The organism is Pseudomonas sp. NFACC16-2 (assembly GCF_900119205.1).
Taxonomy (GTDB): domain Bacteria; phylum Pseudomonadota; class Gammaproteobacteria; order Pseudomonadales; family Pseudomonadaceae; genus Aquipseudomonas; species Aquipseudomonas fluorescens_Q.
Genome location: NZ_FPIX01000029.1, coordinates 26,344 through 51,358, shown reverse-complemented (window position 1 = coordinate 51,358; position 25,015 = coordinate 26,344). Strand labels below are relative to the sequence as shown.

The following is a 25,015-nucleotide window of genomic DNA, read 5'->3' as shown; positions in this document are numbered from 1 at the left end:
CACACTATGAAAATAACAAAGAATCTGTTGCAGGCCGGTGTTCTGGGGCTCTCCCTGCTGGCCGCCAGCGTCATGGCGGCAGTGCCCGCGGCCGAGGCCGATAAACTGGGCAAGAGCCTGACGCCGATGGGCGCCGAGATGGCCGGCAATGCCGACGGCTCGATCTCGGCCTGGAAACCCATGGCCAAGAATGCCGGTTCCGTGGACAGCAAGGGCTTCCTCGCCGACCCATACGCCAGTGAAAAACCGCTGTTCACCATCACCGCGCAGAACGTCGACCAGTACAAGGACAAGCTCGCGCCGGGTCAGTACGCGATGTTCAAGCGTTACCCGGAAACCTTCAAGATGCCGGTCTACCCGACCCATCGCGGTGCCACCGTGCCGGACGAGGTGTTCGCCTCCATCAAGAAGAACGCGGTCAACACCAAGCTGGTCTCCGGCGGTAACGGCCTGGAAAACTTCGAGACGGCCGTGCCGTTCCCGATTCCCCAGAGCGGTGTGGAAGTCATCTGGAACCACATCACCCGCTATCGTGGCGGCAGCGTAACGCGCCTGGTCACCCAGGCCACCCCGCAGCCCAACGGTTCGTACAGCCTGGTGTACTTCCGCGACCAGTTCGTGTTCCGCGACAAGATGAAGGATTTCGATCCGGCCAACCCTGGCAACATCCTGTTCTACTTCAAGCAGCAAGTGACCGCGCCGGCGCGCCTGGCCGGTGGTGTGCTGCTGGTGCACGAAACTCTCGACCAGGTGAAGGAACCGCGTTCGGCGTGGGTCTACAACGCTGGTCAGCGCCGTGTGCGCCGTGCCCCGCAAGTGTCCTACGACGGCCCGGGTACCGCCGCCGACGGCCTGCGTACCTCCGACAACCTGGACATGTACAACGGCGCGCCGGATCGCTACGACTGGAAGCTGGAAGGCAAGAAAGAGCTGTACATCGCCGCCAACAGCTACAAGATCGATTCGCCACAACTCAAGTACGCCGACATCCTCAAGGCCGGCCACATCAACCAGGACCTGGCCCGCTACGAGCTGCGTCGTGTCTGGCACGTGACCGCGACGCTGAAGGAAGGCCAGCGCCACATCTACGCCAAGCGTGACTTCTTCATCGATGAAGACACCTGGCAAGCCGCGGTAATCGACCATTACGACGGCCGTGGCCAACTGTGGCGCGTGGCCGAGGCCCATGCCGAGAACTACTACGACAAGCAAGTGCCGTGGTACGCCTTGGAAACCCTCTACGACCTGCAGTCCGGCCGCTACCTGGCGCTGGGCATGAAGAACGAAGAGAAATCGGCCTACGACTTCGGCTTCACCGCCACCACCGCCGACTTCACCCCGAACGCCCTGCGTCAGGACGGCATCCGCTAAATCGCTGCACCCGAGGCCGCATCCTCGAAACAACGCCCCGACTGGTTCGGGGCGTTTTTTTTTGTGGGGCTAAACACAAATGAGGAGGTAAACACAAAGTTGTGGCGAGGGGATTTATCCCCGTTGGGTCGCGAAGCGGCCCCTCGACCAGCCAACTCGGAGCGACAGGTAGATGCCTTCAAGCTTTGGGGCCGCTTCGCGACCCAGCGGGGATAAATCCCCTCGCCACAGAAGTGGTGCCACACACCTTTCAAGTTGAATCGGCTTGTAGTCTTTTTGTAGCCATTTGTAGCACTCCCTTCAATACCTCCTCGTTTACCGCTAGTCTGCGGACATCTGCAACGCCGCCACCCGCATTCCTACAAGAGCCGGCCATGACTGATTTGTCTTCACTTCCGGATTCTGCCCGCGCAGCCATCGCGGTACAGGACGGGCGTTTCTACCGCCCGCCCTTGCCCGACGGCCATGTTATGCGGCCGCGGTTGTGCGAGCGTTTGAGCGCAGGGCTCGGAGGCAGGTTGCTGTTGGTCAGTGCCCCGGCGGGGTTCGGTAAAAGCTCCCTGGCGGTGGAGTTCTGCCAGAGCCTGCCGGCCCATTGGCAAAGCCTCTGGCTGGGGCTCAGCGCCCGGGACAACGATCCAGGCCGCTTCCTTGAACGGTTGCTCGAAGGGCTCCAGGCCTTTTTCCCGCAACTGGGTGGCCGGGCGCTGGGGTTGCTGAAAATGCGCCAACGTCATCAACCCTTTGCCTTCGAAGAATGGCTCGACGGCTTGCTGGATGAACTGTCCACGCACTTATCGCCCCACGAGCCTTTGCTGCTGGTGCTCGACGATTACCACCTGGCCCAAAGCCCGGTGCTGGATCGCTGCCTGCAGTTTTTCCTCAATCACCTGCCCGACGGCTTGCTGGTCCTTGTCACCAGCCGCCAGCGCCCGGACTGGCATTTGGCGCGCCTGCGCCTGTCGCGGCAACTGCTCGAACTCAATGAGCAGGACCTGCGCCTGACCCATGAAGAAGCCTTGACCCTGCTCCAGCATCACAGCAGTTCGTTGCGCGGTGAGGCGCTGGAAAATCTTATCCAGCGCAGTGAAGGTTGGGTGGCCGGGCTGCGTTTCTGGTTGCTGGCCGCCTCCGAAGCCGGTACCGAAGGCCTGCTGCCCCAGGCCTTGCACGGCGGCGAAGGGCTGATTCGCGATTATCTGCTGGAAGAGGTCATCGACTGCCTGCCCGCCGAGGTGCAGGCATTTCTCTACGACACGGCCCCTCAGGAACGCTTTTGCAGCGAACTGTGCGACGCGGTGCGCGAGGCCCATGACAGCGCCGAAATCCTGCGTTACCTGGCGGCCCACCAGGTGTTCCTGGTACCGCTGGACGAGCACGGCCATTGGTACCGATATCACCACCTGTTTTCCGACCTGCTGCGCAGTCGCCCCAGCGCACCGGCCATGGTCCCGGCCGCGACCCTGCACCTGCGGGCCTGTCGCTGGTTCAACGCCCAGGGGCTGATCGACGAAGCCGTGGAGCAGGCGCTGCGGGCCGGGCACCTGGACGTGGCGGCGAACCTGGTGCAGAACCTCTCGGAGGAGCAACTGCTGGCCGAGCAGAACGTCGGCATGTTGCTGCGCTGGAAAATGGACTTGCCCGACAGCCTGCTCATCAGCACCCCGCGGCTGATCGTGCTCTACAGCTGGGCGTTGGGGCTGGCCTGCCAGTTGGACGCCGCCGAAGAGCTGGCGGCGCACTTGAGTCGTTTCCTGCCGGCCCCCTCGGCCACTGCGCAAAAATCCATGCTCGCCCAATGGCTGGCCCTGAGCGGGATCGTCGCCCGTGGCCGGGGGGATCGCGAGACCACCGTGCGGTATTGCAGCGAAGCTTTGGAGAGCTTGCCGCAAAAACGCTACGGCCAGCGCCTGATGTGCTTGTCCACGCTGTCGAACCTGGCGATTGCCGACGGCGACCTGTGGCGCGCCCGGAACCTGAACCGTGATTCCCTGGAGCTGGCGCAGCGGGTCGGTAATCCACTGTTCGAGGCCCTGGCCCATTACGATCGTGCCCGGGTCCTGCAGGCGCGGGGAGAGATCCTGCGGGCGCTGGATGAAGTGCACCAGGGCCTGCAACGTTTGCACAAGCTGTCGCCCCAGCGGCTTTATGCGGTGCGGGCGCGCTTGATCATGTACGAAGGTTTTTTGCTGACCTTGCGCATGCAGCCCCAGGCCGGCCTTGCGCGGCTGCAGGCGGGCCTCACCGAAGCCCGCGCCTGCCGCGACATCAGCGTGCTGATCGGCCATTGCGTGATCGCGCGTATCGAAGGCTACAGCGGCGAGTTCGCCCGGGCCTTCGCCGAACTGGCGGAAGCCGAGCGTCTGATGCACATCTGGGACGTTCCGCCGATCTACTATCTGGCGATGATCACGCTGGTCAAGTGCGAACTCTGGTTGGCCCAGGGTCGCACCGACCTGGCCGAAGCCTGGCTGGCCCGGCTGGGCCAGACCTACACGGGCGAACGGGCCGCCGCGCCACCGGAATTCCACCCGCAACTGCCGCTGCATGTCGAGTTGCAACAGGCGGTGCTGGAGTCCATCCGGGGCCAACCGATACTCGCGCAAGGACGACTCGATGCCTTGCTTGAACACGGTCAGCAAAGTGGCCGGCAGATGCTCAGCGTGATGGCGCTCAACCAGAAAGTCGCCTTGCTGCTGAGCATCGGGCGTGAAGCCGAAGCCCGTCGCACCCTGGCCCAGGCTTTCGAAGCTGCCAGCGGCGGGGTGTTGCAGCCCTTTGAGTGGTTGTTCGGCGAGCACCGTGAATGGTTGCGCGAACAGCTGCTGCAGGCACCGCCCAGTACCTTGCGCGAGCATCTGCTCGAACGCCTGCCCTCGACGGTGGCCCAGCCCGCCGACCCGGCGGCGCCGGTCGAAACCCTCAGCAGTCGCGAGCGGGCGGTGTTGCAACTGATTGCCCAAGGCTGTTCGAACCAAGAGATCAGCGAGCAATTGTTTATCTCGCTGCACACGGTCAAGACCCATGCCAGCCATATCAACAGCAAGCTCGGTGTGGAGCGTCGCACCCAAGCAGTGGCGCGGGCGAAGGCGTTGGGGTTGTTGGGTTGAGTGGGGCTCACTTGTGTCGAGGAGCTTTTGTGGCGAGGGGATTTATCCCCGCTGGGTGCGAAGCGCCCCTGAAGCCTGACACTAAGATGTGTCGGGCCGATTATTGGGGGGCTGCTGCGCAGCCCAGCGGGGATAAATCCCCTCGCCACAAAAAAACAGTCAGCGCCAGTAAAGGAATGTTCGATGTTGCCTCTGTACAAAACCATCCAATCCCCTGTCGGCCAACTGATCCTTGTCGCCCGACAGACACGGCTGGCGGCCATCCTCTGGGAAAACGAGCGGCTCAATCGGGTGCGGCTGGGGCCTTTGGAGGAGGACACCCAGCATCCGGTCCTCAAGGAAACCGAGCGTCAGTTGCTGGAATACTTCGCTGGCCAGCGCCGTCGTTTCGAGCTGGAGCTGGACTTCGCGGGCACTGATTTCCAGATCCGGGTCTGGCAAGCCCTGTTGACCATCCCCTTTGGCGAAACCCGCAGCTACCGTGACATCGCCATCCAGGTGGGGCAACCCACGGCGGTCCGGGCGGTCGGCGCCGCCAATGGCCGCAACCCCATCTCGATCATCGCCCCGTGCCACCGGGTCATCGGCAGCTCCGGCAGCCTTACCGGCTTCGCTGGCGGCTTGGCGGCCAAACAGTTCCTCCTGAGCCTTGAAGGTCAGCAGTCGCTGCAATTGGTGTTCTGACTGCGGGAGCGAGCTTGCTCGCGATAGCGAATTGTCAGCTTGCGTAGGTGCTGGCTGTGCCAGCGCTTTCAGGTCGGTGGTGATTTTGGGGGCAGCATCTGCGTCGGCGGTTGGCCGTTGGCATTGTGCTGGTAGATCTGCGCGGGTTGGCCCTGTTCATTGAAAAACACTTGTCCGATACCTGCGCTGTTCCACAGCCGTTCACCCGCTTCGGCGTGTTCCGGGGTGTGGGGGACGATGCGCATGCTGCGGCGCTTGGTGAACCAGTTCAGGGGCGAGCGTGGCGAGTAGAGCCAGCGGTTCAGGCGATCGAACCATTCCAGTAGCGCAGGGGGAAATTCATTCTTGATGCCGCTGCTGGTGATCTGCCAGATGCGCGGACCGCCCTTGCGGTGCGGGATCAACACTTCGTATACGAAGCAATAGTGCACGTCCCCGGACAGCACCACGTAATTACCAGGCGTACGTGAGTGGCGGAAAATGTTCAAGATCACCTGGGCAGCGCCGCGATGGGCCATCCAGTTTTCCGCATCCACCAGCAGTGGATAACCGCACCAACTGAATACCCGTTGCACGGTCTCGATCAGCTTCACACCGAAGATCGGCGCCGGTGAGACGATAATCGCCGATGGGTGATCCAACAATTCCTGCTGCAACTCGCTCAGGGCTTCCCAATCCAGCAGGCCGGAAGGTTGCTTGAGGTTGTTCTCGCTGCGCCAGCGGCGGGTGCGGGTGTCGAGCACCACCAGGGCCGGGGTACTCGGCAGCACGTAATGCCATTGCTGGAAACCCAGCAGAGTGTCGATCAGTTGGTCCTGGGGTTCGCTGTCGAGGTAACGGTCTCGGGCGGTGGCGCTCAGGGCCAGGGTTTGCGGGAGCACGTCAGCGAAGGCATCGGGGTTGTTACCCCAGCCCTGGCAGAGCATGTAGGCGATCAACGCGTTGCCGATGATGCGTTTGGAGAACGGATGGCCGTAGGCCGTTTCCTCCCACTGCGCAGACAGGTTCCAGTCATCGGTAATGTCGTGGTCGTCGAAAATCATCAGGCACGACAGGTGCGCAAACACTCGCGCCACGCCGCCCAGCCCGGTCTTGAACGCATCGATGCGCTGCTGTTCCAGGTCGTAGCGCTGGCGCCGTTCGACGGTCAGTTCAGGCGGCTGCACAGTGATCAGCGTCCAAGGCACGGGCGACCACACTAGCAGGTACATCGCCATGACCTCGGCGAAGGTCACCAGGTGATTGTCAGCGCTGCTGCTGGTGAAAATCGGCTTGCGGGCCCCGCCGAAAAAACGCTCGCGCAGGGTTTCGTTACTCTCAAGTGCGGGCAACAAATCGGCACGATGGTAATAACTGGCCGGGTGCCGATAGAGCTTGGCGCTGTCCTCCACCACGGCACCTTCCAGGCATTCCTCGAACAACCCCAAGCATTCGATCAGCGCATGAATCGCCCGCAACATGGGCCCGGCGACGTCGTCGGCATAGACCTGGTCGCCGCTCATCATCAGCAATGCCGGGCGTTGCTCAGGGGCTTGCGCCAACAGCCGGTCGACGCAGAGCAGGCCGTCGTTGGCTGGGTAATGGGGTTTGCGGCAAGAGCCGTGGACCAGTTGCTCGATGCGCGAATGCAGTATGAAGTTCGGGCACTGTGCGCCGTCAAACAGTAGGTGCGGCGCCCATTCGGCGATGGGCGCGCCGTCCACCAGCAAGTCGTAGTCAATCGTCACGTCCTGGGGCAGGGGGCTGGCGAGCCGTACATCGATCAAGTGCACAAACGCCCGCTGCCCCACCGGCACCACGGTGCAGCGTGTCGCATCCAGTGCAAGATCATCCACGCCGGCCACGCGCAACGTCATCGCCAATGCTCGCGTGCCCACCAGCCACATCACCAGCCGCGTGGGCTCCAGTCGTCGCAACAGTGGGCCGACCAGGACGGCGGGCAGGGTAGGGGTGATACCTGGGGTGGATGACAGCATCAGCGGAAAAAGCTCTGTTCAGGGAGAGGCGGGGGGATCATAACGCAATGTGTTTCGTCGCTGGGGAAGGTTGAGATTGAGGTACGGTTGTGGCGAGGGGATTTATCCCCGCTGGGCTGCGCAGCAGCCCCCAACAATTAACCAGGCACACCGTAGTGTCAGGTTTTAGGGGCGCTTCGCGCCCCAGCGGGGATAAATCCCCTCGCCACAGGATGGCTGACACCTGTTCAAGTCGCTGCATCACTGGGCATTGTTGGAAGCCTCGGCCGCCCTGATCAAATCCGGCCCGATTTCCTTCTCAAACTTCGCCCACACCGGCTTCATCTTGTCGCGCCATGCGCTGCGCTCCTGAGGTGTGAGGGTAATGATCTCGGTGGTCTTGGCGTCCAGCACATGCTGCTTGTCCTGTTGGTTGAACCGCTCCGCTTCTTGGTTGGCATAGGCGGTGGACTCAACCACGATCTTGTCCAGTTCGCTGCGGATATCCGGCGGCAGGCCGTTCCAGAAGTCCGAGGTGGTGATCAACATGTAGTCGAGTATGCCGTGGTTGGACTCGGTGACGTACTTCTGCACTTCATTGAGCTTCTGGTTATAGAAGTTCGAGTAAGTGTTTTCCGTGCCGTTGACCAAGCCTGTGCGCAAACCCTGGTACACCACCGAGAAAATCATCGGTTGTGCCTTGGCGTCCACCATCTTGAACTGTTCCTCCAGCACCGCGGAGGTCTGTATCCGGAACGTCAGGCCGCGGGCATCCTCGGGCATACGCAGGGGCTTGTTGGCCGACAGCTGCTTCATGCCGTTGTGCCAATAGGCCAGGCCGGTCACGTTCTTGCTTTCCATGGACTTGAGCAACTTCTGGCCCTCGGGGCTCTGCTGGAAACGGTCCACGGCGGAGATGTCATCAAACAAAAACGGCAAGTCGAACAACTGCACCGACTTGGTGTACTGCTCGAACTTGGCCAGCGACCGCGCAATGATCTGCACCTCCCCCAGGAGCAACGCCTCCATCTCCTTGTCATCGCCATACAGTGTGGAGTTGGGATATACCTCGACCTTCACCTTGCCCGGCAGCCGTTCTTCCGCCAGCTTCTTGAACATCAACGCGCCCTGGCCCTTGGGCGTTTGTTCACCCACCACATGGGAAAACTTGATCACTATCGGTTCAGCCGCCAGCGCGTTGGCCCCTGCACTGAGGGCGAGGGTGCAGAGGAGCGTTTTCCATATTGGCTTGAGCATTGCGAGGTTCCCTTTTTATTTGTCTTTATCGTACGGGCTCATTCAAAACCCGGCGTACAGCGGACAACGGCAAGTCTAGGGGAAAAAACGCCGGCTGCAGGATGCCTATCCAAGAGAGGGCCCCGGGCATCTGCTAGGCTACGCCGCAGCAAGGCGTTATTTTTTCAAGGACTTCTGACGTCGAGCAAATGAAACCACCGCGGGTCGCAGTGGTGATCACATCGACTTGTGGAATGGCCGGCGCCTGACGGATTGGATGAGCTACGTGCGCATACAAATGGGTTTTTCGATCGAAGGGACGTTCTCGGATTTCCATGACTCCAAAGACATATGGTTCTGGAGGGGCATATGAACTTCATCAAGGGCGCGTTGTTTGTCCTCCTGATCATTGCCCTGGCCGTTGGGGCGTTCAATCTGGTGTTCGTGGCGGTTGGCAATTACTTTGGACCGTTCTACGAGAGTGAGGCGGATCAGAGTCGTAACTTTGCAATCTGGTTGTTCGGTAATGCCGGGGTGGTGATCATCGCGGCGGTGGTCAGCGGCCTCTGGAATCGCCGGCGCAACCCCCGAATTTAACGGCGGCCACAGCGTTGCAGAAACGTGTGGCGGGGGAGCCCAGGGGGCATCCTCCCTGGGCAAAATGAAATTCGAATTCACCGGCAAGACCAACATCGGCGAAATTCCCAGTTGATTTCCAACCTCCTCCTGACCTGATTTTTTGTAGCGGTCACAGACTCTGTGCCCGCTACAAATCCCCTGTGTGCGAGCTTGCTCGCGATGACGGCGGCACATTCAACCTCACCGGCCCAGGCATGCCGCTATCGCGAGCAAGCTCGCTCCCACAGGGTTTTCTAGCCCTCAGCTCTGTCTTTTATCCCTTCAAGTCATCATCCCCTCCCGTGATAGGTGGTCTCTCTTTTGTGTCTTGTGGTATGACGACATTTGAAGATTTTTCACGAAAAATAACCTCTTCTTTCAGGAGGTTCTCATTTTAAGTGCATATTTTATTGAATTTCAGGGTTGACAGTCTGGCGTGAACGTCAGAATAATCCGACATGTTGTATGACGACATACAAATAAACAATAACAATTGGGTACTCCTCCCTATGAGAATCACAGGCGTTCACGTCGAAGTCTTTTCCACCCCTTCGCGCCGCGCTCAGGACAGTGCCGGCCATGCCCATCCCGGCGATGAGGTCATGATCAAGATGGCCTTGCTGCGCATCGGCTGTGACGATGGCTCCGAGGGCTATGCCTTCGGTCCGCCTGAGTTGATTCGTCCGCACATCATCGAATCCTTCGTGCGCAAGGTGCTGATCGGTCGCGACCCGATGGACCGTGAAAGCCTCTGGCAAGACCTTGCACACTGGCAGCGCGGCAGTGCCGGGCAGTTCACTGATCGGGCGTTGGCCCTGGTGGAGCAAGCGCTGTGGGACTTGGCCGGGCGCAAACTCAAGCTGCCGGTGCACAAGTTGATTGGTGGCTATCGCGATAAGGTTCCGGCCTACGGCTCGACGATGTGTGGCGACGATCTGCCGGGCGGGTTGTCCACGCCGGACGAGTACGGCCAGTTCGCCGAAAAGCTGGTCCAGCGCGGCTACAAGGCCATCAAGCTGCACACCTGGATGCCGCCGATTTCCTTCGCGCCGAACCCGCAAATGGACATCCAGGCCTGCGCCGCCGTGCGTGAAGCAGTGGGGCCGGACATCGCGCTGATGCTCGACGGTTATCACTGGTACAGCCGCATGGATGCGTTGACCATTGGCAAGGCGCTGCAAAAGCTGAATTTCGCCTGGTTCGAAGAGCCGATGATGGAAGACTCGGCGGAGTCCTATGCCTGGCTCGCCGCCAACCTGGACATCCCGGTGTTGGGCCCGGAAAGCATCGCCGGCAAGTTCCACAGCCGCGCCAGTTGGGTCACCCAGAAATCCTGTGACATCTTGCGCGCCGGCGTGGCCGGGGTCGGTGGTATCGGGCCGTGCCTGAAGGTGGCGCATCTGGCCGAGTCGTTCGGCATGGACTGCGAAGTGCACGGCAATGGCGCGGCGAACCTGGCGGTGGTCGGGGCGATCAGCAATTGCCGTTGGTACGAGCGCGGCCTGCTGCACCCGTTCCTCGACTACGAAGAAGTCCCGGCGCACCTCAACAGCATCGTCGACCCGATGGACGCCGATGGTTTTGTGCACCTGTCCGACCGACCGGGGTTGGGCGAGGACATCAACTTCGCGTATATCGAAGCCAACACCCTGTCACGACATTGATCCTGTTCCACGCCTGAGGCTGATGGCTGCCCGGGCGACAAGTCTTTATAAATATAAGAAAGGACTGAACCATGAATCTCTGGCCCAAGCGCCTGACCAGGCTGCTGTGTGTCGCCGTGGCCCTGTGCGCAGTGCAGGTGCCCGTCAGCCTGGCCCAAGGCGAAACGCCCCCCGACCAATTGGTGGTGGGCATGAGCATGATCAACCTGCTGTCCCTGGACCCCGCTGCGGCGACGGGTCTGGAGGTGGCCGAAGTCAACGCCAACGTCTATGACATGCTCCTGGAGCAGGACGCGGCGCAGCCGGACACGCTGATTCCGGCCCTGGCGAAAACCTGGGAGATCAGCCCCGATCGCATGCGCCTGACCTTCCAGTTGCGCGATGACGTGCGTTTTCACTCCGGCGCACCGCTCACTGCCCAAGATGTCGCCTGGTCATTGCAGCGCGTGGTCACCCTCAACCGCGCCCTGGCTTCGACCTGGAAAGCCTACGGTTTCACTGCCGACAACGTCGTCAAGTTGATGCGTGCCGAAGGGCCGCACACCTTTGTCATGGAGCTGCCACGCGTCACGGACCCGATGCTGGTGCTCAACACCCTGGCCACCTCTCCCAGTGCCTTCATCATCGATCGCTCGGTCGCCTTGCAGCATCAGGTCGGCGACGACCAGGGCGCAACGTGGCTGGCGACGCACACGGCCGGCTCCGGCGCGTTCAAGCTCGACATCTGGCGCGCCAACGACGTGATCCTGATGAGTCGCAATGACGACTATTGGCGCGGCGCGGCGAAGTTGCGCCGGGTGATCATGCGCAACATGACCGAGTCCCAGGCCCTGCGGCTGATGGTCGAGCGCGGTGACCTGGACGTCGCCCGGGGCATGGCAGCCACCGACATCAAGGCACTGGGCAAGGTCGATGAGGTGCGCATCCAGAGCATCGCCCGGGGCACGCTGTACTACGTGGCGATGAGCATGCAGCAGCCATTGTTCCAGGACATCCGCGTGCGCCAGGCCATTCGCCTGTTGATCGACTACCAGGGCATCAACGATGTGGTGATGCCGCATTACGGTGTGATCAATCAGCGGCCCTTGCAGTTGGGGCTGCCGGCACGCCTGGAAGACCCGGGTTATCGCCTGGACGTTGCCGAGGCCAAGCGCCTGTTGGCGGCGGCTGGTCACGCTGACGGCTTCAAGGTGACCATTCGTTCGCTCACCGATCCACCGTTCATCAACATCGCCACCAGCCTGCAAGCGACGCTGGCCCAGGCCGGTATCCAGGCGACGATCATCACCGGCACCGGCAACCAGATCTACGGGGCGATGCGCGACCGCCAATTCGACATCCTCGTCGGGCGTGGCGGTGGCGGGGCGGAGCGTCATCCGCATTCGAGCCTGCGCGCCCTGGTGTACAACCCGGACAACCGCACCGAAGCCAAGCTGAGCAACTTCCAGGGCTGGCGCACCTCGTTCTTCGACCCGCAGCTCAATCAGTTGATCGAGCAGGCCGAGCGCGAGCGTGATCCTGGGCGCCAGCGCGAAATCTACGCACGGATCCAGACCCTCTACGACCAACAGGCCGGGGCGATCATGCCGGTCTCACAGATGGTGGACGAAGTGGTGATCCATGCGGATGTGCGCAACTACATCGGCCACACCGCCGCCACCACGCGTCTTCGGGACGTCTACAAGCAGCGCTGAAATCGACGGCCACAGGGCCAAGGCAGGAATGAACATGTCGACTGCATCCTTTTCAATCTGGACCACCCGGGCCGCTTCGGCGACCCGGCGCGGCGGCTCGGTGGCGGTGACGCTGCTGGGGTTGCTGCTACTGACCTTTTTCATCGGGCGAGTGATGCCCCTGGACCCGGTGCTGGCCATCGTCGGCCCGGACGCCGACGCCTCGGCCTACGCCCAGGTCTACAAAGAGCTGGGCCTGGACAAACCGTTGTGGACCCAGTTCGCGATCTACCTCGGCGACCTGCTCCACGGAGACTTCGGCATGGCCTTGCTGACCGGCAACCCGGTCATCACCGACATCGCCCGGGTCTTCCCGGCCACCTTGGAACTGGCGACCCTGGCCATTCTGTTCGGCGTGTTGGCGGGCTTGCCGCTGGGTGTCTACGCGGCGACGCATCAGGGCCGTGCCGGTGACCATGTCGCACGGCTGATCACGTTGTTCGGTTACTCCACGCCGATTTTCTGGATCGGCATGATGGCCTTCCTGGTGTTCTACGCCTGGCTGGGTTGGGCCGGTGGCGTCGGGCGCATTGGCCTGGCTTATGACGGGCTGATCCCGAAACACACCGGGCTGTTGTTGATCGACACCGCCTGGTCCGGCGACTGGGAGGCCTTTCGCAGCGCCCTGCGGCACATCCTGTTGCCGGCGGTGATCCTTAGCTTCAACTCGGTGGCCTACATCAGCCGCATGACCCGCAGCTTCATGCTCGAGCAACTGTCCCAGGAGTACATCATCACCGCCCGGGTCAAGGGTTTGTCCCAGCGGCGGATCGTTTGGGGGCATGCCTTTGGCAACATTCGCGTGCAGTTGTTGACCATCGTCGCGTTGGCCTATGGCGGCCTGCTGGAAGGCGCGGTGTTGATCGAAACCGTGTTCGCCTGGCCGGGTTTCGGCCAGTACCTGACCAGCAGCTTGCTGCTCGGTGACATGAACGCGGTGATGGCTTGCGTGCTGCTGATCGGCCTCATCTTCGTGACGCTGAACCTGATCAGCGACGCGTTGTACAAGATCTTCGACCCGAGGACTCGCTAATGAACCTGCCCCTGGCTTCCAGCGCACCCGCCGCGCTGCCCGCCTCCAGTACCGCAGCGATGGCCGCCAGTACCCTGCGCCTGCTGCGTTTCCTGCTGCGCAACCCGATGACCTTCGCCGGCCTGATCGTCGTCGCGACCCTGATGCTGGTCGCGGTCTTCGCGCCCTGGATCGCCGGCCACGATCCGCTGTTGCAGAACCTCGCCGGGGCCTTGCAGGCACCCAGCGGCGTGCACTGGTTCGGCACGGACGAATACGGTCGCGATGTCTTCGCGCGGTTGGTGTATGGCTCGCGCATCACCCTGTACATCGTCCTGCTGGTGACGGTGATCGTCGGCCCCATCGGCCTTCTGGTCGGCACGGTTTCCGGCTACTTCGGCGGTTGGGTCGACAGCCTGTTCATGCGCATCACCGACATCTTCATCTCGTTCCCCAGCCTGGTCCTGGCGCTGGCCTTCATCGCCGCCCTCGGCCCGGGCCTGGAGCATGCGGTGATCGCCATCGCGCTGACGGCCTGGCCGCCGATTGCCCGGCTTGCCCGCGCCGAAACACTGCCACTGCGCAACGCTGACTTCGTTGTTGCGGTGCAGCTCCAGGGCGCGTCGAGCACCCGCATCATCCTGCGCCACATCATTCCGATGTGCCTGTCGTCGGTGATCATTCGCCTGACCATGAACATGGCGAGCATCATCCTCACCGCCGCCGCCCTGGGCTTTCTCGGCCTCGGCGCCCAGGCACCGTTGCCGGAGTGGGGCGCGATGATCTCCACCGGGCGGCGCTACATGCTCGAAAGCTGGTGGCTGGTGGCGGCACCCGGTGCGGCGATCATGCTGGTCAGCCTGGCCTTCAACCTGTTGGGCGACGGCTTGCGCGACGTCCTCGACCCACGCAGCCAATCCTGAGGAACAGGCCATGACTGAGATAAAACTTGCGGTACAGGACTTGTGCGTGGAATTTCGCAACGCCGGCAAAACTTCCCTGGCGGTGCGCGACGTGTCGTTCACCCTGGGCCGGGAAAAACTCGCCATCGTTGGTGAATCCGGCTCGGGAAAATCCACCGTTGGCCGCAGTCTTTTGCGTCTGCATCCGCCGACCGCGCGGGTCACCGCCAAGACCTTGCGCTTCGCCGACATCGACCTGTTGGCCGCCAGCGAAAAGCAGATCCAGGCGATTCGCGGCGCGCGCATGTCGATGATCATGCAAGACCCCAAGTACTCGTTGAACCCGGTGGTGCGCGTCGGCGAACAAATCGCCGAGGCCTACCTGGCCCATCACAAGGTGCCCCATCGCGAAGCCCGCGAACGCGCCTTGGACATGCTCGCCAAGGTGCATATCCGCGACCCACGGCGGGTCTATGACCTGTACCCGCACGAGGTCTCGGGCGGCATGGGCCAGCGGATCATGATCGCCATGATGGTGATCACCGATCCCCAGGTGATCATCGCCGACGAACCGACTTCGGCGTTGGATGTGTCGGTGCGCCGCCAGGTGCTCAATGTGCTGGAGGAGTTGGTCAGCGAACGTGACCTGGGGCTGATTTTCATCAGCCACGATTTGAATCTGGTGCGGCATTTCTGTGATCGCGTGCTGGTGATGTACGCCGGTCGCGTGGTCGAGTCGATTGCCGCCGCCGACCTGGATAACGCCGCCCATCCCTACACCCAAGGCCTGTTGGCCGCATTGCCGAGCCTGGACCATCCGCGCGCCACGTTGCCGGTGCTGCAGCGCGACCCACTCTGGTTGAACGCTTGAGGAGCCTGTCATGAGCATGATTGAAATCGCCGGCCTGAACCTCAGTTTTGGCACTGGCGCGGCACTGAACGCGGTACTGCACGACGTCGATTTGAGCGTCGCCGAAGGCGAGGCATTCGGCCTGGTGGGGGAGTCCGGTTCGGGCAAGACCACCGTGTTGCGCTGCCTGGCCGGGCAGTACCAGCATTGGAGCGGACAACTGCGGGTCGCCGGCCAAGCCGTGACGCGCAACCTGCCGCTGAATCACTATCGCACGGTGCAGATGGTGTTCCAGGACCCGTATGCCTCGTTGCATCCGCGCTACACCATCGATGCCGCGCTGCAAGAGCCGCTGCGCATCCATGGCATCGACGGGCGTGCGCAGAAGGTCAGCGAGATCCTGCGCAAGGTCGGCTTGAATGACAGCTTTCGCTTCCGCTATCCGCACCAGTTGTCCGGTGGCCAGCGCCAACGCGTGGCGATCGCCCGGGCGCTGATCCTGCGTCCCCGGGTGCTGTTGCTGGACGAGCCGACCTCGGCGCTGGATGTCTCGGTGCAGGCAGAAATCCTCAACCTGCTGGCCGACTTGCGTCGCCAGGAAGGGCTGACCTACCTGATGGTCACCCATGATCTGGCGGTGGTGGCGCATTTGTGTGATCGGCTGGCGGTGATGCAGCAGGGCCGGGTGGTGGAGACCCTCGACAGCCATCTGCTGGCGAGCGATGGCGCCACGCACGCGTACACCCGTTTGTTGGTGCAAGCCAGTCGGGACATACAACGCGTGCCCATCGCTGTTTGAGGTTCCATTAATTAGTTGTACTTGTTTTAACCCGTAAAAAACGTTGGAGCCCAGGTATCAATGCCGCGCACGCGCTCGCCTGTGATTTAGCGTCTGCCCTAACTAACCTTTCAACCAACAAGAATAAAAAACATGAAAAAGACACTTGTATTAGTTTCCCTCGCTGCATTGTTCACTTCGGTTGTTGCAGTGGCCGATACCGGCTACATCAATGTGCGTCACCAATATGCGGAGAAAACTCGCATGCACGCCGACCGCGCCAAGTTCGGTATACGACTGGACAACGGCGTGGGCCTGGAAGGTGAACTCAAATACAAGACCGCCGGTGACCGGCAAGACGTCGCCTTCGACAATACCGTCGGTAGCGGCCATGAATTTACCGTCAACTACCAGCACAAGATCGATGACCGCTGGACGCTGACGCCTTCGCTGGCCCTGGATAGCGACGAGGAGTCCACCACCTACAAATTGGGCCTGCGCCTGGGTTACCGCGTGACCAAAGAGCTGAGCATCGCCGGGCGCTACCGTTTTGATTCAGCCAAGCTTGACCGCGACCAGATCGACCGTGACGTGCCGCATAATGGCCAGGACGATCAGAAGGTCAACCGTTACGATGTTTATATCAACTATGGCCCTCAAGGACCGTGGGCCTATGAATATCAATTGACTTATTTCGATGCCGACTACATTCGCTATAACGGCGGTACCGACGACTATGAACAGAATGCCGTGGTTAAATACCAGTGGGACAAACGCTGGGCGCCGTTCTTTGAAGTGGGCGATATCAAAGTCAACTCGGTCGACAGTGATCGCCAGTTGCGACTGCGGGTCGGTGTTAAATACAGCTTCTTCTAAATTGTGAGAGCAAGCGCCCCCAGACAGCACTGCTCGTTCAAGGGGGCGATGAATCCGTGGCGAGGGAGCTTGCTCCCGCTTGAGTGCGAAGCGCTCACAAAAATGGGCCTGCTGCGCAGTCCAGCGGGAGCAAGCTCCCTCGCCACAGTGAGTCATGCAAACCTTAAGTGAACAGCATTGGGCTTACTCGTTGTAGAACGCCTGGCGCTGTTGCGTTTCACACAGGCGCATGCGGCTATTGCTCAAATGCAGGTACATGGCTGCCCGCGCCGCGTCGACATGGCCGCTGGCGATGGCATCGAAGATCTGCTGGTGTTCGGCGTTGATCCCTTGCAGGTAAGCGCTGCGATCACTTTGCCCGGAGTAGGCGGAGTTCATGCGGGTACGCGGGATCAGCTTCGTGCCCAGGTGCTTCATGATGTCGATCAGGTAGTAATTGCCGGCCGCCTTGGCGATTTTCAGATGGAACTGGAAATCGGCATTGATGGTGGTGCCGGATTTTTCCGGCCCTTGCAGCAACGCCTCCAGCGCTTGGGCCAGTTCGGCCAGGGCCTCGGGCGTTGCGCGTTCGGCGGCCATGCCGGCGGCCTGGACTTCCAGGCTCAGGCGAAACTCCAGCAGGTTGAGCACATCCGGCAACGTGGCAATCGTCGCCGGCCCCAGGGTGAAGCCCTCGGGTGCCGGCATGTCCAAAACAAAGGTGCCGACGCCATGGCGCGTCTCCACCAGCCCCGCCGCCTGCAAGCGCGACAGCGCCTCACGCACCACCGAACGACTGACGCCCTCGGCCTCCATGATATGCACTTCGGTGGGGAGCTTTTCGCCGCACTTGAGAATGCCGTCGCGCATGCGCTGGGCAAAGCGGTCGACCAGGGTTTCGGCGAGGCGGCGCGGCTTGTTCAGTGGAGATAACGCTTGATCCGTCATCGGCGTGCTCTTGGGTGATCAGCGGGCATTATAGTGAGTTTTAGCGCAAGGTCGCGGCTATAATGCCGCGATCGTCTGGCTTTAATGGATAGGTGCAATGGACCGTGTCACACCCGATCGACGCCTGAGCATGACCCAGCAACTGGTGGTCGACCTGACGCAGCAGATACTGGCCGGCGAACTGCCCGCGGGCAGTAAGTTACCCACCGAACAGGTCATCATCAAGGACCGTGGCGTCAGTCGGACGGTGGTTCGCGAAGCCATGTCGCGGCTTCAGGCCGAAGGTCTGGTGGAGACCCGCCACGGCATCGGCACCTTCGTGGTCGACACCGCTCGCCCGGGAGATTTCCAGGGCAGCAAACACGTCAAGGGTGGCGCCTACGACGCGCTCGCCGTGATCGAACTGCGCCTGAGCCTGGAAGTGGAAGCCGCCGGCATCGCCGCACAACGGGCCACGCCGGAACAGTTGCAGGCCATGCGCGAAGTACTCGACGCGGCGAATGCCCTTGAGGCTGCCGATGACGAAAGCGCCCGGGTCGATTTCGAATTCCATTTGCAGATCGTCCAGTGCACCGACAACAGCTTCTTTATCGATGCCATGGCGCATGTGGGCAACACCTTGATCGCGGTGGTGCAACAGGCCGGGCCTGTGGTGACGGACGAGAACCGAGCGTTGCTGGTTCGAGAGCGCGAGCAGATCTATGCGGCGTTGGCGCGGCGTGATGCCGAAGCGGCGCGGGCGTCGATGCGCTTGCACTTGATCAATATGCTGCAGCGGGTTCGAGGTGTGGTTGAGTCAGCGGCGTAATAACACGTCCACCAGTTGCAGCGGCGCCCTGAGGGGGCGCCGCTGCTAGGCTCAGGTTCACACCTTTGCAGGGTTCTGCTTTTGCGGATCAATGCCGTAAAGCCTGATCGCCTCGGCTACTTTTTCCCGAGGTATTTTTCCGTCGTCGGCCAGGGCCTTCAACGCCGCGAGGGCGATGAAGTGCCGATCCACTTCGAAAAATCTGCGCAGCGACTCGCGGGTATCCGACTGGCCGAAACCGTCGGTGCCGAGGGCCACGAAGCGGCGATTGGGTACGAACGGGCGAATCTGGTCGGCGAATATCTTCATGTAGTCAGTCGCGACCACCACCGGCCCCTGTTTGTCCTGCAGGCAACTTTCCACATAACCGATACGCGGCGCATGCTCTGGGTGCAGCAGGTTCCAGCGTTCGGCTTCCTGACCGTCGCGGCGCAGTTCGGTCAGGCTGGTCACGCTCCAGACTTCGCTGCCGACGCCGAAGTCCTGTTCCAGCAACTGAGCTGCCGCGACCACTTCCTGAAGAATCGAACCACAGCCCATCAGCTGGACGTGCTTGCCTTCGACAGTTTTTTCAGGCGCCGAGAGCCGGTACATGCCCTTGAGGATGCCGTGCTCTACGCCTTCGGGCATCGCGGGATGGGCGTAGTTTTCGTTCAGCACGGTGATGTAATAAAAGATGTCTTCGTTTTCGGCATACATCCGCCGCATGCCGTCCTGGATGATCACGGCCAGTTCATACGCATAGGTCGGGTCATAGGACACGCAGCATGGGATGGTCGACGACAGCACATGGCTGTGACCGTCGTCATGTTGCAGGCCTTCGCCCATCAGCGTGGTCCTGCCGGAGGTGGCGCCGAGCAGGAAGCCGCGGGCGCGTGCGTCACCTGCCGCCCAGGCGAGGTCGCCGACGCGCTGGAAGCCGAACATCGAATAAAAGATGTAGAAGGGCACCGTCATCACACCGTGGGTGCTGTAGGACGTACTGGCGGCGATCCACGAAGAAATCCCGCCGGATTCGTTCAGTCCCTCCTGCATGATCTGGCCGTCCCGGGCTTCTTTGTAATAGCTCAACTGGCCGGCGTCTTGAGGCGTATACAGCTGGCCGACGTGGGAATGAATACCGATCTGGCGGAACAGGCTTTCCATGCCGAAGGTACGTGATTCGTCCGGGACGATGGGCACGATCAGCTTGCCGATGTTAGGGTCCTTGAGCAGCGTGCCGAGAATGCGCACGAACGCCATGGTGGTGGAGATGGCCCGTTCGCCGGTGCCTTTGAGCTGTGTGTCCAAGGCCGACAAGGGTGGAACCTGCAAGGGGGCCACGGCATTGAAGCGGGCCGGGATGTAGCCGCCCAATTGGTTGCGCCTGGCTTGCAGGTAAAGGGCCTCGACGCTGTCCGCAGCCGGCTTGAGGTAAGGCATGTCGCCCAACTGGTCATCGCTGAGTTCCAGTCCGAACCGATCACGGAACGCCTTGACCGCGTCGTCGCCCATTTTTTTGAGTTGGTGATTGATATTCTGGCCTTCACCAGCTTCGCCCATGCCAAAACCCTTCACGGTCTTGGCCAGGATGACGGTCGGCCCGCCGGTATGGCGCATGGCGGCGGCATAGGCGTTGTGGACCTTCTCCGGGTCGTGGCCGCCGCGAGACAGCTTCCAGATATCGTCATCGCTCAGGTCGCTGACCAGCTCCAACAGCTCGGGGTACTTTCCAAAGAAGTGCTCGCGCACATAGGCGCCGTTCTGGGATTTGTAGTTCTGGTAGTCGCCGTCCACGCACTCCATCATCCGCTGGCGCAGCAGGCCGCTCTTGTCTTTTTCCAGCAGGACATCCCAGCCGCTGCCCCAGATCACCTTGATCACATTCCAACCGGCCGCCCGGTACAGGCTTTCGAATTCCTGGATTACCTTGCTGTTGCCACGCACCGGGCCGTCCAGGCGTTGTAGGTTGCAGTTGACGACAAAGATGATGTTGTCGAGTTTCTCCCGACCCGCCAGGGAAATCGCCGCCAGCGATTCCGGCTGGTCCATTTCACCGTCTCCGAGGAACGCCCAGACTTTGCGGCCCTGGTGTTCCTTCAGGCCGCGATCCTCCAGGTAGCGCATGAATCGCGCCTGGTACGCGGCCGTGATGGGCCCGAGCCCCATGGACACCGTCGGGAACTGCCAGAAGTCCGGCATCAGCCGTGGATGCGGATAGGACGACACGCCATCGCGGTCGGTCTCGCGACGAAAGTTATCCAGCTGATCCTCGCTCAGGCGGCCTTCCAGATAGGCGCGTGCGTAGATGCCAGGAGAGGAGTGGCCCTGGATGTACACCATGTCACCGGCGAACTGCTCGGTGCGGCCACGGAAAAAATGCTCGAAGCCAACGTCATACAAAACCGCCGCCGACGCGTAAGACGCGATGTGCCCGCCCACGTTCGAATGTTTGCCGGCGCGCAGCACCATGGCCAGCGCGTTCCAGCGAATGTAGGCGTTGATCCGGCGCTCCACGGCCAGGTCGCCGGGGTAAGGCTGCTGGCGGTCTACCGGGATCGTGTTGACGTAGGGCGTCGTTACGCGACCGTAGAAATCACCGTGGCGGTTGGCGTCGAAATCAAGCATCTGATCGATCAGGAAGTGGGCGCGAGGGCGCCCTTCGACACTCGCCACCGATTCAATGGATTCGAGCCATTCGCGAGTCTCTTGTGGATCCTCGTCGAGAAACATGGATTGTTGTGCCATCGTTGTCGTCTCCTGGACAGTGCTGCAGCACCGAGTCGTTTGGTGCTTGACTAAGGGGCGTGGGTCGACGCCAACCTTCGAGAGTTTTGTAGTTGCAAATGCAACTACGTGCGAGAACTTAGCCTGCCGCGCGCTACAATTGCAACTAAATCGATTTCTAAAAAAGGTGCTGCATGTCTTCCAGCGAGCCGGATACCTGGTTCAGATTCGTCAGGGCCCACCGGTGCCTGATCCGCGAAATCGAGCGCCGACTGGCGGCCGCCGGGCTGCCTGCCTACGCCTGGTACGACGCGTTATGGGGCCTGGAAAGCGGCCCGGACGGCGCACGCCGCATGAGCGAGCTGGCCGATGTCATGGCCATCGAACGCTACAACCTCACCCGCCTGGTGGACCGCCTGGAGGCGGAAGGGTTGGTCACCCGTAGCCGCGCCAGCGATGACGGTCGAGGCGCGTATGCCGCCATTACCGAGAGCGGAAAAGCGCTGCGCAAGAAGATGTGGGAAATCTACGAAGGAGCGGTGGACGAATTGTTCTTGTCCCAATTCGACGACGACCAGCAGCGGGTCTTCAGCCAAGCGTTGGAACGCGCGGCCAATGCTGCGCGCAGCCGCGGTCGAGTGAAATGAGCCCCCAGCAAGCGAACCTGGGGCGCTCCGACATCAGATCTCGATCTCGGTGGGCTTGTACATCCCCTTGAGCGCCTGGCTCGCACGGATGTTGCCGACGGGGCCGAGGAAATCGTTGGGCTCATCGTGAAGCGCCAAGCGGAGTGCCTCATGACCCTCTTCGCTTGGAAATATCCCGGGTAAAGTGTTCCTGCTAGTTGCGCTTCCAGCACTCCGCAAACCGTGCACATACCCCATAACGCTCATCCATCTGCGCCATTCTTTCCAAATGATGATCCACGGCTTCGACGGTCACGCCACTGCCGATGCGGAAATACTCAACCATCATCGCGACGTCCAGGTCGATCTCGGCTTTTTCCGGCTTGGCATTGGCGGTTTTGGGCAACGCCCACTGTTCCAACTGTTCGTCCTTCAACTGCCGCAGGCGCACCTGGTATTCGTCCCTGAAGCGTTCCATTGAGCGCGCCTTGTTCTGCGCCATGTCATCGCCAAACGTCTTCAGGTTTTCCCGGTACAGCGTCCAGTAGTCAGCCGGCAGCTCGAAGCCGAGCTTGGCCTTGCGTTCGCTGATCAGGGTATCCAGCTTCTCTGGTGAATAGCTCTCGATTTTTTCCTTGGCCGGATCGGTTTTCACGGTGACGACCAGGCTTTTCTCGATGACGCGGTTCATCAGCTCCAGGCGATGGGGCGTGTCCGGGTAGGTCTTGGGGAACAGCGCATTGCGACCGGCGCAGGCGGGAAAGTCTTTTTTCAGGATCGGGATCGGTGTGCGCACATCCTTGCCGTCGACCCGTTGCAAGCGTTGCAACTGAGTCAGGCAGAAGTTCTTTTCGGACTTGAACGTCACCTCGTATTCGGCATTGGCTTCGGGCGTAAAGTTGAAGCCCTTGCCGCACACGGCATAACCGCTGTTCATGTTGGTGCGCAAGTGAATCTGCTCACCCGGCTTGAGCTTGACCTCCAAATAACCCCTGGCATCCTTGGGCGCCGGAACGCTCATCCCCACCCGCCGCGCGGTATCGCTCAGCAGCATATTATTGAGGATGCCGGTGGTTTGCCCGTCGCAATGGGCCGCGTCGAAATAGTCCAGCGTGGCGTTGCTGGTATTGGCGACGAACCGCAACTTGGCGGCGTCCGGTTCGATGGCATCGGGGTAACTGCCATTGACGCTGCAACCACCGAGCAATACAAACAACGCGGACAATGCTAACAACGGGGCAGGGCAGTGAGGCAGGGCGAGCATAGGTCATCCTTGAAGGATCGATAAAGTGGGTGAATGCTACTGAAGTGCCACTATTGCGTCCATCACCGACCTCCTGTGGGAGCGAGCTTGCTCGCGATGACGCCGGCACTGTCAACATCACTGATCCAGATAGACCGCTTCGCGAGCAAGCCCGCACAGGGGATTGCCTGCCAGTTGAAGCTCAGGACTCCAGCGCCGGGCCCTTCAACTCGATCTGGTTGCCATCCGGATCGAAGCAGTAGATCGACCAGCCCTTGCCCTCCGCGCCATAGCGCATCTGCGCCTTCTCGACCTCCAGTCCAGCTGAAGCCAAATGAGCGAGGAGGGCCTGTTCATCAAACGGCTCGATCCGCAGGCAGAGGTGATCGACATTGTGCCCCTGCTTTCCCGCTGCCGGCCCACCCTGGCGACCGAGCGGACCATCAACCGCCACCAGGTCAATCATCGAAACACCGGTGCCCAGATGAAGCATGCCTAGATCGTCCCGGCGCTTCTTGAGCTCGCAACCAAGCACCGACGTATAGAAAGCGAGGCTGCGCTCGATGTCTTTTACGCGCAGGACGATGTGGTCGATACGTTGAATCGTGAAGTTGCGCATACAGGCCTCCTGGTTCGGTGATGGTGCTATGGGTTATTTCACCCTAGCTACTCATGCGGGAATGTCATAACGGCACAAAGCTCTGTGTGAGCGAGCTTGCTCGCGACTTAGCCGATGAACCTTTCCATCAACCGCAAACGCAACTCTGGTTTGTCTTGCCTGGGCCCGATATCGGCCCAACCATGATGACTGTAGAACTGTGCCGCCCTTGGGTTCGTCTCGCTCACCGACAATCTCATCCGGTCGCACCCCAGTCCTGCAAGAAAATGGGTCGCATAAGCCAGCAGCAACTTCCCGGCACCGCGGGACCGCCACTCGGGGACTAGATAGAAAAAGTGTATGTAGCCCACCAAGGGGTCTTTCTTTGTCAGTGACATCTCTATCTGGCCCACAATTCGTGTTTCATCCCAGACATGGACAATGCTGCCAGGAATCACGGCTGCCTTTTCTCGAAGCGACTCAAGGTAATGCCGTCCCCCATCGGGACCACCAAACTGTTGTGCAGAACCGAACGCACAAAACAACATGTCGTTGAAGAAACGAACGCAGATGTTGCTGTCCTGATCAAGATTTATGGGATGAAAGCTCAGCAGGGCGTCTGGCATGGTTCCTGTGACCATCAGTGTTATTCCTGAACTCGCGACCTAGCCCTGAAGACCTGGATGGACTGTCAATGTTGCTTCAACGCTTAGCTGAAGAACTATCATTGAACAACCGATCACCAGCAGACGCCAGAGTCATGCAAAAACAAGAACATGACAAACTCCTCCAAGCCCTGAAAAAACGATTCGAACAAAATACCCATCGCCATCCAGGCATTCCATGGGCTGATGTTCAGAGCAGGCTGGAAAGCAACCCTGACGCCCTGGAGTCGCTCCAGGCGATGGAAGCCACCGGCGGCGAGCCAGACGTGATAGGCCTCGATCCGAAAACCGGTGTTGTCACCTTCTGCGATTGCGCCAAAGAAAGCCCAACCGGTCGCCGAAGCCTCTGCTACGACCGCGCCGCCCTGGACGCACGCAAGGAGAACAAGCCCAAAGGCAGTGCCGTCGAAATGGCCGAAGAAATGGGCATCGCCCTGCTGACGGAAGAGCAGTACCGAGCCCTGCAAACGCTCGGCGAGTTTGATGCCAAGACATCCAGTTGGCTGGCAAGCCCTCCAGAGCTTCGCTCGCTCGATGGGGCGATTTTTGGCGACTACCGTTATGGCCGGGTGTTCATCTACCACAATGGCGTGCAGTCGTATTACGCGGCGCGGGGCTTTCGTGGGTTGCTGCGGGTCTGAGCCCTTTCACCG

At 61.0% G+C, this 25,015-nt stretch carries 21 protein-coding genes; 14 read left to right on the top strand and 7 right to left on the bottom strand.

The window, feature by feature from the left end:
• Positions 1 to 6 precede the first annotated feature (6 nt).
• The 3 genes from BT116_RS21170 to BT116_RS21160 all read left to right on the top strand — a co-directional run bounded on the left by BT116_RS21170 (position 7) and on the right by BT116_RS21160 (position 5,165).
• Positions 7 to 1,371, top strand: a complete 1,365-nt coding sequence (locus tag BT116_RS21170; RefSeq protein ID WP_072346954.1) for a DUF1329 domain-containing protein — start codon at positions 7 to 9, stop codon at positions 1,369 to 1,371.
• Between the two features lie 374 nt (positions 1,372 to 1,745).
• Positions 1,746 to 4,481 carry a winged helix-turn-helix domain-containing protein gene (locus tag BT116_RS21165; protein WP_063322894.1) on the top strand — a complete coding sequence of 912 codons (2,736 nt, stop codon included), beginning with the start codon at positions 1,746 to 1,748 and terminating at the stop codon, positions 4,479 to 4,481.
• A gap of 183 nt (positions 4,482 to 4,664) precedes the next feature.
• Entirely contained in the window at positions 4,665 to 5,165 is a 501-nt protein-coding gene (locus BT116_RS21160; RefSeq protein ID WP_063322893.1) for a methylated-DNA--[protein]-cysteine S-methyltransferase, read from the top strand.
• A gap of 68 nt (positions 5,166 to 5,233) precedes the next feature.
• On the opposite strand, the gene BT116_RS21155 is transcribed toward BT116_RS21160, so the two are convergent.
• On the bottom strand, positions 5,234 to 7,141 hold the full coding sequence (locus tag BT116_RS21155; RefSeq protein ID WP_072346952.1) for an alkaline phosphatase D family protein: 1,908 nt from the start codon (positions 7,139 to 7,141) through the stop codon (positions 5,234 to 5,236).
• 240 nt (positions 7,142 to 7,381) lie between these two features.
• Complete coding sequence (locus tag BT116_RS21150; protein WP_072346950.1) at positions 7,382 to 8,377, bottom strand: TRAP transporter substrate-binding protein; 996 nt, start codon at positions 8,375 to 8,377, stop codon at positions 7,382 to 7,384.
• 348 nt (positions 8,378 to 8,725) lie between these two features.
• On the opposite strand from BT116_RS21150, the gene BT116_RS21140 reads away from it, so the two are divergent.
• The 8 genes from BT116_RS21140 (at position 8,726) to BT116_RS21105 (ending at position 16,789) form a co-directional block, all read left to right on the top strand.
• Positions 8,726 to 8,953, top strand: coding sequence for a hypothetical protein (locus tag BT116_RS21140; RefSeq protein ID WP_072346948.1), 228 nt, complete (start codon positions 8,726 to 8,728; stop codon positions 8,951 to 8,953).
• Between the two features lie 530 nt (positions 8,954 to 9,483).
• On the top strand, positions 9,484 to 10,638 hold the full coding sequence (locus BT116_RS21135; protein WP_072346946.1) for a mandelate racemase family protein: 1,155 nt from the start codon (positions 9,484 to 9,486) through the stop codon (positions 10,636 to 10,638).
• Between the two features lie 71 nt (positions 10,639 to 10,709).
• Positions 10,710 to 12,332 (top strand): ABC transporter substrate-binding protein, encoded by a 1,623-nt coding sequence (locus BT116_RS21130; protein ID WP_072346944.1) that lies wholly within the window; start codon positions 10,710 to 10,712, stop codon positions 12,330 to 12,332.
• 34 nt (positions 12,333 to 12,366) lie between these two features.
• On the top strand, positions 12,367 to 13,404 hold the full coding sequence (locus BT116_RS21125) for an ABC transporter permease (protein WP_025211956.1): 1,038 nt from the start codon (positions 12,367 to 12,369) through the stop codon (positions 13,402 to 13,404).
• Positions 13,404 to 14,306 (top strand): ABC transporter permease, encoded by a 903-nt coding sequence (locus BT116_RS21120; protein ID WP_063322887.1) that lies wholly within the window; start codon positions 13,404 to 13,406, stop codon positions 14,304 to 14,306. Before BT116_RS21125 ends, BT116_RS21120 begins: the two co-directional genes overlap by 1 nt.
• Positions 14,307 to 14,316: 10 nt before the next feature.
• Entirely contained in the window at positions 14,317 to 15,156 is an 840-nt protein-coding gene (locus BT116_RS21115) for an ABC transporter ATP-binding protein (RefSeq protein WP_072346942.1), read from the top strand.
• Positions 15,157 to 15,166: 10 nt separating this feature from the next.
• Positions 15,167 to 15,934 carry an ABC transporter ATP-binding protein gene (locus BT116_RS21110; RefSeq protein WP_063322886.1) on the top strand — a complete coding sequence of 256 codons (768 nt, stop codon included), beginning with the start codon at positions 15,167 to 15,169 and terminating at the stop codon, positions 15,932 to 15,934.
• 132 nt (positions 15,935 to 16,066) lie between these two features.
• A complete protein-coding gene (locus BT116_RS21105; RefSeq protein ID WP_072346940.1) occupies positions 16,067 to 16,789 on the top strand; it encodes an oligogalacturonate-specific porin KdgM family protein in 723 nt (240 codons plus the stop codon).
• A gap of 183 nt (positions 16,790 to 16,972) precedes the next feature.
• On the opposite strand, the gene BT116_RS21100 is transcribed toward BT116_RS21105, so the two are convergent.
• Positions 16,973 to 17,716, bottom strand: a complete 744-nt coding sequence (locus BT116_RS21100) for a FadR/GntR family transcriptional regulator (protein ID WP_072346938.1) — start codon at positions 17,714 to 17,716, stop codon at positions 16,973 to 16,975.
• Between the two features lie 97 nt (positions 17,717 to 17,813).
• Between BT116_RS21100 and BT116_RS21095 the strand changes: the two genes are divergently transcribed.
• Positions 17,814 to 18,524, top strand: coding sequence for a FadR/GntR family transcriptional regulator (locus BT116_RS21095; protein WP_072346936.1), 711 nt, complete (start codon positions 17,814 to 17,816; stop codon positions 18,522 to 18,524).
• Positions 18,525 to 18,581: 57 nt separating this feature from the next.
• On the opposite strand, the gene aceE is transcribed toward BT116_RS21095, so the two are convergent.
• The gene (gene aceE, locus BT116_RS21090; RefSeq protein ID WP_072346934.1) at positions 18,582 to 21,251 is read right to left on the bottom strand and encodes a pyruvate dehydrogenase (acetyl-transferring), homodimeric type; all 2,670 of its coding nucleotides are present in this window, start codon (positions 21,249 to 21,251) and stop codon (positions 18,582 to 18,584) included.
• Between the two features lie 173 nt (positions 21,252 to 21,424).
• Here aceE and BT116_RS21085 point away from each other — a divergent pair, with 173 nt between their 5' ends.
• Entirely contained in the window at positions 21,425 to 21,877 is a 453-nt protein-coding gene (locus tag BT116_RS21085) for a MarR family winged helix-turn-helix transcriptional regulator (protein WP_072346932.1), read from the top strand.
• A gap of 193 nt (positions 21,878 to 22,070) precedes the next feature.
• Here the strand turns inward: BT116_RS21085 and BT116_RS21080 are convergent, their stop codons facing one another.
• The 3 genes from BT116_RS21080 to BT116_RS21070 all read right to left on the bottom strand — a co-directional run bounded on the left by BT116_RS21080 (position 22,071) and on the right by BT116_RS21070 (position 24,338).
• Positions 22,071 to 23,120, bottom strand: coding sequence for a hypothetical protein (locus tag BT116_RS21080; protein WP_072346930.1), 1,050 nt, complete (start codon positions 23,118 to 23,120; stop codon positions 22,071 to 22,073).
• A 181-nt stretch (positions 23,121 to 23,301) separates the two neighbouring features.
• Complete coding sequence (locus BT116_RS21075; RefSeq protein ID WP_072346928.1) at positions 23,302 to 23,718, bottom strand: VOC family protein; 417 nt, start codon at positions 23,716 to 23,718, stop codon at positions 23,302 to 23,304.
• A gap of 107 nt (positions 23,719 to 23,825) precedes the next feature.
• Positions 23,826 to 24,338, bottom strand: a complete 513-nt coding sequence (locus tag BT116_RS21070; RefSeq protein WP_072346926.1) for a GNAT family N-acetyltransferase — start codon at positions 24,336 to 24,338, stop codon at positions 23,826 to 23,828.
• Between the two features lie 119 nt (positions 24,339 to 24,457).
• Here BT116_RS21070 and BT116_RS21065 point away from each other — a divergent pair, with 119 nt between their 5' ends.
• On the top strand, positions 24,458 to 25,003 hold the full coding sequence (locus tag BT116_RS21065; protein WP_072346924.1) for a DUF4256 domain-containing protein: 546 nt from the start codon (positions 24,458 to 24,460) through the stop codon (positions 25,001 to 25,003).
• The last annotated feature ends 12 nt before the right edge of the window (positions 25,004 to 25,015 follow it).

Bases quoted from the DNA above. Each gene is read 5' to 3' on its own strand.
- BT116_RS21170 (WP_072346954.1), top strand. From the start codon at position 7: ATGAAAATAACAAAGAATCTGTTGCAGGCCGGTGTTCTGGGGCTCTCC.
- BT116_RS21135 (WP_072346946.1), top strand. From the start codon at position 9,484: ATGAGAATCACAGGCGTTCACGTCGAAGTCTTTTCCACCCCTTCGCGC.
- BT116_RS21080 (WP_072346930.1), bottom strand. From the start codon at position 23,120: ATGCTCGCCCTGCCTCACTGCCCTGCCCCGTTGTTAGCATTGTCCGCG.
- BT116_RS21130 (WP_072346944.1), top strand. From the start codon at position 10,710: ATGAATCTCTGGCCCAAGCGCCTGACCAGGCTGCTGTGTGTCGCCGTG.
- BT116_RS21105 (WP_072346940.1), top strand. From the start codon at position 16,067: ATGAAAAAGACACTTGTATTAGTTTCCCTCGCTGCATTGTTCACTTCG.
- BT116_RS21160 (WP_063322893.1), top strand. From the start codon at position 4,665: ATGTTGCCTCTGTACAAAACCATCCAATCCCCTGTCGGCCAACTGATC.
- BT116_RS21070 (WP_072346926.1), bottom strand. From the start codon at position 24,338: ATGGTCACAGGAACCATGCCAGACGCCCTGCTGAGCTTTCATCCCATA.
- BT116_RS21120 (WP_063322887.1), top strand. From the start codon at position 13,404: ATGAACCTGCCCCTGGCTTCCAGCGCACCCGCCGCGCTGCCCGCCTCC.
- BT116_RS21065 (WP_072346924.1), top strand. From the start codon at position 24,458: ATGCAAAAACAAGAACATGACAAACTCCTCCAAGCCCTGAAAAAACGA.
- BT116_RS21115 (WP_072346942.1), top strand. From the start codon at position 14,317: ATGACTGAGATAAAACTTGCGGTACAGGACTTGTGCGTGGAATTTCGC.
- BT116_RS21085 (WP_072346932.1), top strand. From the start codon at position 21,425: ATGTCTTCCAGCGAGCCGGATACCTGGTTCAGATTCGTCAGGGCCCAC.
- BT116_RS21110 (WP_063322886.1), top strand. From the start codon at position 15,167: ATGAGCATGATTGAAATCGCCGGCCTGAACCTCAGTTTTGGCACTGGC.
- aceE (WP_072346934.1), bottom strand. From the start codon at position 21,251: ATGGCACAACAATCCATGTTTCTCGACGAGGATCCACAAGAGACTCGC.
- BT116_RS21125 (WP_025211956.1), top strand. From the start codon at position 12,367: ATGTCGACTGCATCCTTTTCAATCTGGACCACCCGGGCCGCTTCGGCG.
- BT116_RS21150 (WP_072346950.1), bottom strand. From the start codon at position 8,377: ATGCTCAAGCCAATATGGAAAACGCTCCTCTGCACCCTCGCCCTCAGT.
- BT116_RS21140 (WP_072346948.1), top strand. From the start codon at position 8,726: ATGAACTTCATCAAGGGCGCGTTGTTTGTCCTCCTGATCATTGCCCTG.
- BT116_RS21155 (WP_072346952.1), bottom strand. From the start codon at position 7,141: ATGCTGTCATCCACCCCAGGTATCACCCCTACCCTGCCCGCCGTCCTG.
- BT116_RS21075 (WP_072346928.1), bottom strand. From the start codon at position 23,718: ATGCGCAACTTCACGATTCAACGTATCGACCACATCGTCCTGCGCGTA.
- BT116_RS21165 (WP_063322894.1), top strand. From the start codon at position 1,746: ATGACTGATTTGTCTTCACTTCCGGATTCTGCCCGCGCAGCCATCGCG.
- BT116_RS21100 (WP_072346938.1), bottom strand. From the start codon at position 17,716: ATGACGGATCAAGCGTTATCTCCACTGAACAAGCCGCGCCGCCTCGCC.
- BT116_RS21095 (WP_072346936.1), top strand. From the start codon at position 17,814: ATGGACCGTGTCACACCCGATCGACGCCTGAGCATGACCCAGCAACTG.